The sequence below is a fragment of the Sutcliffiella sp. FSL R7-0096 genome, assembly GCF_038595065.1.
Classification (GTDB): Bacteria; Bacillota; Bacilli; order Bacillales; family Bacillaceae_I; genus Sutcliffiella_A.
On record NZ_CP152003.1, the window covers coordinates 4,899,170 to 4,908,118 of the forward strand.

The 8,949-nt window shown below is 42.0% G+C and carries 8 protein-coding genes; all 8 read right to left on the reverse strand.

Features of this window, described 5'->3' with window-relative positions; all coding sequences use genetic code 11:
• Positions 1-234: 234 nt before the first annotated feature.
• Positions 235-1,080, reverse strand: coding sequence for a nucleoid occlusion protein (gene noc, locus MKY77_RS24955; RefSeq protein ID WP_339148255.1), 846 nt, complete (start codon positions 1,078-1,080; stop codon positions 235-237).
• 215 nt (positions 1,081-1,295) lie between these two features.
• A complete protein-coding gene (rsmG, locus tag MKY77_RS24960; RefSeq protein ID WP_339148256.1) occupies positions 1,296-2,012 on the reverse strand; it encodes a 16S rRNA (guanine(527)-N(7))-methyltransferase RsmG in 717 nt (238 codons plus the stop codon).
• 27 nt (positions 2,013-2,039) lie between these two features.
• Positions 2,040-3,929 (reverse strand): tRNA uridine-5-carboxymethylaminomethyl(34) synthesis enzyme MnmG, encoded by a 1,890-nt coding sequence (gene mnmG / locus MKY77_RS24965; RefSeq protein WP_339148257.1) that lies wholly within the window; start codon positions 3,927-3,929, stop codon positions 2,040-2,042.
• A gap of 54 nt (positions 3,930-3,983) precedes the next feature.
• Positions 3,984-5,372, reverse strand: a complete 1,389-nt coding sequence (mnmE, locus tag MKY77_RS24970; RefSeq protein WP_339148258.1) for a tRNA uridine-5-carboxymethylaminomethyl(34) synthesis GTPase MnmE — start codon at positions 5,370-5,372, stop codon at positions 3,984-3,986.
• A 491-nt stretch (positions 5,373-5,863) separates the two neighbouring features.
• Positions 5,864-6,499, reverse strand: coding sequence for an RNA-binding cell elongation regulator Jag/EloR (jag, locus tag MKY77_RS24975; RefSeq protein ID WP_339148259.1), 636 nt, complete (start codon positions 6,497-6,499; stop codon positions 5,864-5,866).
• The gene (gene spoIIIJ, locus MKY77_RS24980; protein WP_339148260.1) at positions 6,496-7,278 is read right to left on the reverse strand and encodes a YidC family membrane integrase SpoIIIJ; all 783 of its coding nucleotides are present in this window, start codon (positions 7,276-7,278) and stop codon (positions 6,496-6,498) included. The genes jag and spoIIIJ overlap by 4 nt, the downstream gene beginning before the upstream one ends.
• 262 nt (positions 7,279-7,540) lie before the next feature.
• Entirely contained in the window at positions 7,541-7,888 is a 348-nt protein-coding gene (rnpA, locus tag MKY77_RS24985; RefSeq protein ID WP_339148261.1) for a ribonuclease P protein component, read from the reverse strand.
• Positions 7,889-8,015: 127 nt separating this feature from the next.
• Positions 8,016-8,150, reverse strand: a complete 135-nt coding sequence (gene rpmH / locus MKY77_RS24990; protein WP_010197888.1) for a 50S ribosomal protein L34 — start codon at positions 8,148-8,150, stop codon at positions 8,016-8,018.
• Positions 8,151-8,949 lie beyond the last annotated feature (799 nt).

An 8,949-nucleotide genomic window follows, 5' to 3' on the forward strand; every position in this document is an offset into this window, starting at 1 on the left:
AATTAATATTGGAAGGTAAAAAGAGGGGGGATTTCGGTACTTTTTGTCTCTGGAGAATGAAAAACCGACTAAATTCGAGTGAAAAGAAGGATAATGTCGAAGAATGTTTCTCGGGAAATAATGAAAAAAGGGCACGGAAACTCCGACCATTCCAACCTTGTCATCATTATGATGATGAATATAGTGCAAGGTTTTCGACGTAGAATGATGGAAAAATCCGTCCCTTCATTTCGACTATTTTTTGGGGATACGAATAGTGAATTGGTAGTATTCCTCGGTTTCTTCTTCTTGGGAATCCAGTTTGATTCCACTGTCGTTAACCATTGTAAGAGACTGACGAATCGTATTCATGGCGATACGCATATCTTTACTGAACGCCTTACGCTTAGCTTTAGGCTTAGGATTGGAGGACTCGAGCAATTTCACTACACGTTCCTCTGTCTGCTTTACATTCAATTGCTTTTCAAGTATTTCAGCAAGAACGGCCACTTGTTTTTCCGGCTGTTTCAAAGGGATAAGAGCACGTGCATGACGTTCTGTAATCTTCTTTTGGAGGAGGGCATCCTGTATTTCAGAAGGCAATTTTAGCAAGCGCAGTTTATTGGCTACCGTGGATTGACCTTTTCCTAAACGTTGGGCTAATGCCTCCTGAGTCAGGCTATGCAGCTCCAACAGCTTGGAGTATGCAATTGCTTCCTCAATTGCGGATAATTCTTCTCGTTGAAGGTTTTCAATTAGGGCAACAGAGGCTGTTTCCGCATCGTTGAATTCCTTTACGATCGCAGGGATCGTCTCCCAGCCTAGCTTCTGAACCGCTCTCCAACGGCGTTCACCAGCGATGATTTCATATTTTCCTTCATCAAATTGACGAACAACAATCGGTTGGATGATTCCGTGTGTACGGATGGTTAAAGATAATTCTTCTATTCTTTCATCTACAAAAACAGTACGAGGTTGGTATCTATTCGGAACAATGTCCTTTACAGGTACCTGCATTATTTTTTCATGATCAGTCTTTTCTACTATTTCCTGTTCTTCTTTTTCGCCGATTCCAAAAAAACGAGAGAACGGAGATTTCATAGTTCCACCACCTTATGGATAGAATCCCTATTAACGTAATTCGCTGTATACGCCAATAAGTCCTGTTTTGCCGATCAAAATGTTTCACATGAAACATCCCTTGCTTTGCAAAGTTTGTTGCATTTTTCACCCTTATCACGAATAGATGCCCGTAGCGGCTGGCGATATACCCGCTATGAAATATTGCGCATATAGCTACTAGCAAATGGACTTGCCTATTCTAGAGGTTGTTTATTAGGTGTTCCCGGTTTGCGTGGGTATTTCTTAGGTGTAGACTTTATTTTGTTGATGATAAGAATATTCCTTTCACTTTCCTCTAAAGGCAAGGAAAAAGAATGTACTTCTTCTAATTTTCCACCTAGGATTTGAAGAGCTTTTTTCCCTTTTTCAAGTTCCTCGCTTGCTGCCGCAGCTTTCATTGGCACAAACATGCCGCCTTCTTTCACCAATGGCAAACATAATTCACTTAGCACAGACAAACGAGCCACTGCTCTTGCAGTAACAAGGTCGAATTTTTCACGATAATCTGCATTTTTACCGAATGTTTCGGCTCTGTCATGAACAAAATGAACATTCTCCAAACCTAGTTCACTTGCAAGATTTTGCAAGAATGTAATGCGCTTATTAAGGGAGTCTACAATCGTAACCTTCAGGTTTGGAAAACATATTTTAAGAGGTATGCTGGGGAATCCAGCACCCGCTCCTACATCACAAAGAGTTAGTTCTTGATTAAGATCCACATAGAACGATGCCGTGATGGAATCGTAGAAATGCTTCAGATAAACCTCTTCTTCATCTGTGATGGCTGTAAGATTCATCTTTTCATTCCATTCCACAAGCAACTTGTAATATGTATCGAATTGGGAAAGCTGCTGGGGAGATAAGGAAATCCCTTTCTCCTCCAACAGGGAAACAAATTGTTCTTTATTCATGTGCTCGTATCCTTTCTATCTTTGGATTTACTCGTTGGATACTCTTGCTATCCGACCCTGTTCCAAATAAACAAGCAAGATGGATACGTCCGCAGGATTTACTCCCGAGATCCGTGAAGCCTGGGCAACAGATAGTGGGCGTACCTCTTTCAGCTTCTGCCTTGCTTCATTCGCAAGCCCGTGAATATCATCGTAATCGATATTTTCCGGTATCTTTTTATTCTCCATTTTCTTCAGGCGGTCTACCTGTTGAAGTGATTTTTGGATATATCCTTCGTATTTCACCTGTATTTCCACCTGTTCTGCAACATCAGGAGAAATGTCCTTGTCCGCAGGTACCATGTGATGAATGTGCTGATAAGTCATTTCAGGGCGCTTCAATAAATCAGCCGCTCTGATGCCATCTTTCAGCTCACTCCCACCAGCTTCTCTTATAATGGTTTGGACCTGTTCATTCGGTTTGATGATGATAGACTGAAGGCGCTCTTTTTCCATTTCGATTTCTTGCTTTTTCGCCGTAAACCGTTCATAGCGTTCGGGAGAAATCAAACCGATTTCATGCCCGATATCCGTCAAGCGCAAGTCCGCATTGTCATGGCGGAGCAATAGGCGGTATTCCGCTCGGGATGTTAACAGGCGATATGGTTCGTTTGTGCCTTTGGTGACAAGATCATCGATCAATACCCCGATATAAGCATCGGAACGGCTGAGGATGAGGTCCTCTCTTCCAAGGGCACGGCGGCCTGCATTGATTCCAGCCATGATTCCTTGCCCGGCAGCCTCTTCATACCCCGAAGTCCCATTAATTTGACCTGCCGTATACAGGTTTTGCACCTTTTTCGTTTCCAATGTCGGCCAAAGTTGCGTTGGGACGATGGAATCGTATTCGATTGCATAACCTGCACGCATCATCCGCACATTTTCCAATCCTGGGATGGTGGTAAGGATTTTACGCTGCACATCTTCAGGAAGACTTGTGGAAAGCCCCTGTACATATACTTCTTGCGTATTACGCCCTTCTGGCTCCAAAAAGATTTGGTGTCGAGGCTTGTCGTTGAATCGAACCACTTTATCCTCAATCGATGGGCAATACCGAGGGCCTGTCCCTTTAATCATCCCAGAGTACATCGGGGAACGGTGCAAATTGTCATCTATAAGTTGATGTGTCTCGGCACTAGTATATGTCAACCAACATGGTAGTTGATCTGTGATGTATTCTGTTGTTTCATAAGAAAATGCCCGCGGCACATCGTCGCCTGGTTGAATTTCTGTTTTGCTGTAATCAATGGATGCACTGTTTACACGAGGAGGTGTTCCTGTTTTAAAACGAACCAAATCAAACCCGAGTTCTTCCAAATGCTCAGATAGCGTAATGGAAGGCTGTTGGTTGTTCGGACCACTTAAATATTGAAGTTCTCCTAGTATAATTTTTCCGCGAAGGAATGTCCCTGTGGTGATGACCACCGTCTTGGATTCGTAGATGGCCCCAGTTTGGGTGATGACACCCTTGCACACCCCGTCCTCGACGATCAATTTTTCGACCATCCCTTGTAGAAGTGTTATATTTTCTTCATTTTCAATGGTTTTTTTCATCTCATGCTGATAGAGGAATTTATCCGCCTGTGCACGCAAGGCCCGAACGGCAGGACCTTTTCCTGTATTCAGCATACGCATCTGAATATGCGTCTTATCAATATTTCTACCCATTTCCCCACCTAGAGCGTCAATTTCACGCACAACGATTCCTTTAGCAGGACCGCCGACAGATGGATTACATGGCATAAAGGCAACCATATCCAGGTTGATGGTCACCATTAACGTTTTCGCTCCCTGACGAGCTGCTGCCAGTCCTGCTTCTACTCCTGCATGACCAGCGCCAATTACTATTACATCATAGGAACCTGCATGATATTCCATGTTTGTTCCCTCCTATTCTATACGCTATGTTCTCATAGTTTACGAAAATAGCCTCTATTTACCTAAGCAAAATTGTGAGAACAGCTGGTCGATCAAGCTTTCATGAACAGCATCCCCGATGATTTCACCAAGGATTTCCCACGTTCTTGTTAAATCTATTTGTACGATATCTATTGGCACGCCGCTTTCCACACCTTCAATGGCATCTTCGAGTGCTTGCTGGGCTTGTGTAATCAGACCGATATGGCGAGAATTCGAAACATATGTCATGTCGCCTGCTTCCAAGTCACCTTGGAAGAACATGGACGAAATCGCTTCTTCGAGTTCGTCAATCCCTTGTTCCTCTTTTAATGAAGTGGAGATCACCGTATGCCTGTCAGCAAACTCCGTCACTTCAGCAAGATTAATTCTGGTAGGCAGGTCGGTTTTATTTACGATGACAATGACGTCCATCCCGCTCACCGCTTCAAACAACTGCTTGTCCTCATGTGTTAGTTCATCATTATTGTTTAGCACGAGCAAAATCAAGTCGGCTTTCTTTAATACCTCACGTGATCTCTCCACCCCGATGCGTTCCACAATATCTTCCGTTTCACGGATCCCTGCTGTGTCCACCAGACGTAGCGGAACTCCCCGAACACTCACGTACTCTTCGATGACATCACGCGTTGTCCCGGGAATATCAGTCACAATCGCCTTATTTTCATGAACAAGACTATTTAACAAGGAGGATTTTCCGACATTTGGACGCCCGATAATGACTGTGGAGAGACCTTCTCTTAATATCTTACCCTGTTGGGAAGTTTGTAACAGCTTTTCCAGTTCCTCTTTTACAAAACTGGACTTTTCAAGCAACATCTTGTGGGTCATCTCTTCCACATCATCATATTCCGGGTAATCGATATTCACTTCCACATGTGCCAACGTTTCTAAAATTTCCTGACGGAGTTTTTGGATCAGTTTTGATAACCGACCTTCCATCTGTCCCAGTGCCACATTCATCGCCCGGTCCGTCTTGGCACGGATAAGATCCATCACTGCTTCCGCTTGGGAAAGATCAATTCGTCCATTCAAGAAGGCACGTTTGGTGAATTCTCCAGGTTCTGCAAGTCTTGCCCCCCTGCTTAATACAAGCTGAAGCAATTTATTCACGGAAACAAGCCCACCGTGACAATTTATCTCAATAACATCTTCACGGGTAAAGGTTTTCGGCCCTCTCATGACCGATACCATTACCTCTTCTATGGTTTTGTCCGTTTTTGGGTCTACGATATGTCCGTAGTGAATGGTATGAGAAGCAACGTCCTTCATTTTTTTTCCGGAGGGAGTGACAAAAATCTCATCGATGATCCGAAAAGCTTCCTCTCCGCTTAATCGGACAATGGCAATCGCCCCTTCTCCCATCGGAGTCGAAATGGCTGCAATCGTGTCAAACTCATACATATCATTCACCTCATTTCTTTTTCATTTTTTTCGGCGACAAAAACTGCCTCATCTATAATCAATGGAATAATCGTCCTTTAACCTACTAAGGTTAGCATAATTTTTTCTTCTTTTAAAGTATTCCTCTTCGACAGTTATCCACAAAAATTTCCCGAAACATAAATCCGCTAGAATAATTTTAACTTATCCACATGTGAATAACAATAAACAAATCTCGCACATTTATGTCATCAGTTTTTCCTTTTAACTGTCGATTAAAACTTAAACGGAATTAAAACCTTTTATACTCATTCAACTCCTTTCGATTTTCGTTCCAGGTGTTCGCTTTCCGAGGGGCGGTGCTTGAGCCTCCTCACTTTGTTGCAGGGTCTCAACCTACCGCAATCTCCCTTCGGAGTCTCACACCTTGCACTTCAATCCTCAGGTAAATCTCTTATATCAAAAAAACGGCCGGCCCTTTTTACATAGGGTCAGCCGTTTTACTTTTTGGATTATCTTTTTGCGACTTTCTTTTTGGTTGTGATGACAAGGGAACGGTTCGGTTCTTTTCCTACCGAATAGGTTTCTACTTCCGGGTAGGCAGAGATGATCGAATGCATCACCTTGCGTTCAAAAGAAGGCATCGGTTCGAGATGTACATCCTGTTTGGTTTTCATTGCTTTTTGTGCAAGCCGCTCCGCAAGCTGCTCCAGGGTTTCCCGACGCTTCTCCCGGTACCCTTCTGCATCAATGACTACAGAAAGGTATTGATTGGAATAGCGGTTTGCGACAATTTGTGTCAGGTATTGCAGGGAATTAAGGGTTTGTCCTCTTTTCCCGATGATTAATGCGGTTTTTTCGCCACTGATGCCGATGAAGATATTTCTACCTTCCACCTTCACATCAAGTTCGGCGACGATATTCATTTCGGTAAGAACTTTCTTCAAGAAATTCGTTGATTCTTCGATTGGGTCATGCTTCAATTTGACAGTTACAACACTAGGTTTAGAGCCAAACAATCCGAAGAGACCTTTCTTGCCTTCGTCAACGATTGTAATGTCTGCACGGTCTTTTGATGTGTTTAGTTGAGCTAAAGCAGATTGGACAGCTTCCTCGACTGTTGGACCAGTTGCAGTTATTTCTCTCACTTTTTCGTTCCTCCTGCAGTTCCAGTAGCTGTTTCTTTTGCTTTTCTCAGCTCCGGTCCTTTAATAAAGTAAGTTTGAACAATCATAAAGATGTTCCCCACTACCCAGTATAGAGAAAGTGCTGCAGGGAAGTTGATCGCAAATACAACGATCATGATCGGCATGATCCAAAGCATCATCACCATCTGCGGGTTGTTGTCCATGCCAGCCATCATGATTTTTTGCTGAATGAACGTCGTGATACCGGCAACAACAGGTAAGATGAAGTATGGATCCGGATCTCCCAAGTCAAACCACATGAAATTATGGTTGGCGATTTCCGTTGTACGGGTGATCGCATGGAAAAATCCGATAAGAATCGGCATTTGAACCAATAACGGGAAACATCCAGCTAGTGGATTAACACCATGCTTTTGGAAAAGACCCATCGTTTCTTGTTGCAATTTCTGTTGGGTTTTCTGGTCTTTGGAGCTATATTTTTCACGAAGTGCTTTCATTTCCGGTTGTAAGGCTTGCATCGCCTTTGCATTCTTCGTTTGTTTGATCATCAACGGTAAGATAGCAAATCGGATTAATAACGTTACAATAATAATGGATAGGCCGTAGTCATTGTTTAATAATGTAGCAAAATAAGTAATTAACCAAGATAGCGGATAGACCACATACTCGTTCCAGAAGCCTTCGCTTTCATTGGTGATCGGCTGATTGATTTCTGTACAGCCGGATAGTAAGACTACAAGTCCAATAAGGGCCGTTAGTAGCCATATTCGATTTTTCAACCTCTTTTTCCTCCTTTTTACACAAAAAAAATGATTCCTTTTACATCCTATCATTTTTATCTGACAAATTGAATATATGTCACACTTCCAACACATTTTTTTCCTAACCCATTAAACACCGCTTTTGATTTCCGCAAATGGCTTCGCTTTCCTAGGGGCACTGCTGGGGTCTCCACCTAGCGCTATCTCCCTCAGGAGTCTTCGCCTTTTGCTCCAATCAAAATCTATAAACATTTCGGATATTTAAGGAGCTCCTAATGTTTTATTTCTTTGCAGAAAGTGTCGGAAGTTTTCTTATTACATGGTGCAAGCTTTTTTTCACTTCCTCAAAAGACATGTCAGCAGCTGGTTTTCGAGCGATCACGACAATGTCGACACCACCAGGCAACTGTTCTTTCATTTCGTGAATTGCTTGCCGGACAAGCCGCTTAATTCGATTCCTTGTTACAGCGTTTCCAATTTTCTTGCTTACAGACAGACCAATCCGGAATACCGGTTGGTCCTCTTTCTGCACAGCATATATGACAAATTGCCGATTAGCCATCGACTTTCCTTTTTGGAACACATGTTGGAACTCTTTATTTTTTTTGATTCTTTGTTCTTTCCTCAATGTGTCTCCTCCTGCCTTACACAAATCCTCTAATTCGGTCCTATTTCAACATTCTTTCTCAAATTCTCGGAAAAAATAACCGGAATATGCCCGAAATAGTAAAAAAGACCACTGACAGTCAGTGGCCTTATGCTGATAATACTTTTCTTCCTTTGCGACGACGACGTGCAAGAACTTTACGTCCATTTGCAGAACTCATACGCTCACGGAAACCGTGTACTTTACTACGTTTACGATTATTTGGTTGAAACGTTCTTTTCATTACTATGACACCTCCCTGAGGATACTTCAAAATCTAAGTGGAAAAACACCTCTATATGATCGATAGACATTTATAAGCCGTTTTTCAACACCACTGGAAAGTCTTGCTTTCCTATAATATAAAATTTCTTTACAGACAGTCTTACTAATTATAGAGAATATACCATCGGAATGTCAACTTCCCAAATGTAAGTATAAATTCCCCAGCCTCACAAAGCAACCCTTTCTTTTTATATAGTAAAAACTAACAACAAAAAAGGAAGATAGGGTCTGACCCCTAAAACAAGTAACCGATCTTGTATTTCATTTCAAAAAAGGGGTCTGACCCCTTTTATGCATCCAACTTTTTTAAACCCTGTGAATAACTTTTTTCGCTATTTTTCGTCATCCACAACAGTTATCGACAAGGTTTACACAGTATATTGTGTTGTGGAAAACTTTTCTCCACAATTTGTGGTGATTGTGGATAATCTCAAAAAGCGATTGCAACGCAAGGTTTTTTTTGATATTATTATTGTGTTTTCACTCTTAATAAAAGTTTGACCGAAAATAGTTTTCCACAGATTGTGGATAAGATGTGGATAGTTATCCAAGGGTGTTTGTAAGTATTTGTCCACAGGTGTGTGTTTTTGTCGAAAACTACTTTTCTACTATATTATATGTTTTGCACAGTATATCAATGAATAAACATACATCGGGTGTTTTTCTAGCAGAGTGTTTGTTGAACAAAACTTGTACAGATAAGCACCTTTTTCTATTGTTAAAAGGTTTTCCATACAAAGACGAAAGGGGGATTCAGG

Bases quoted from the DNA above. Each gene is read 5' to 3' on its own strand.
- noc (WP_339148255.1), bottom strand. From the start codon at position 1,080: ATGAAATCTCCGTTCTCTCGTTTTTTTGGAATCGGCGAAAAAGAAGAA.
- rpmH (WP_010197888.1), bottom strand. From the start codon at position 8,150: ATGAAAAGAACGTTTCAACCAAATAATCGTAAACGTAGTAAAGTACAC.
- rsmG (WP_339148256.1), bottom strand. From the start codon at position 2,012: ATGAATAAAGAACAATTTGTTTCCCTGTTGGAGGAGAAAGGGATTTCC.
- mnmE (WP_339148258.1), bottom strand. From the start codon at position 5,372: ATGTATGAGTTTGACACGATTGCAGCCATTTCGACTCCGATGGGAGAA.
- mnmG (WP_339148257.1), bottom strand. From the start codon at position 3,929: ATGGAATATCATGCAGGTTCCTATGATGTAATAGTAATTGGCGCTGGT.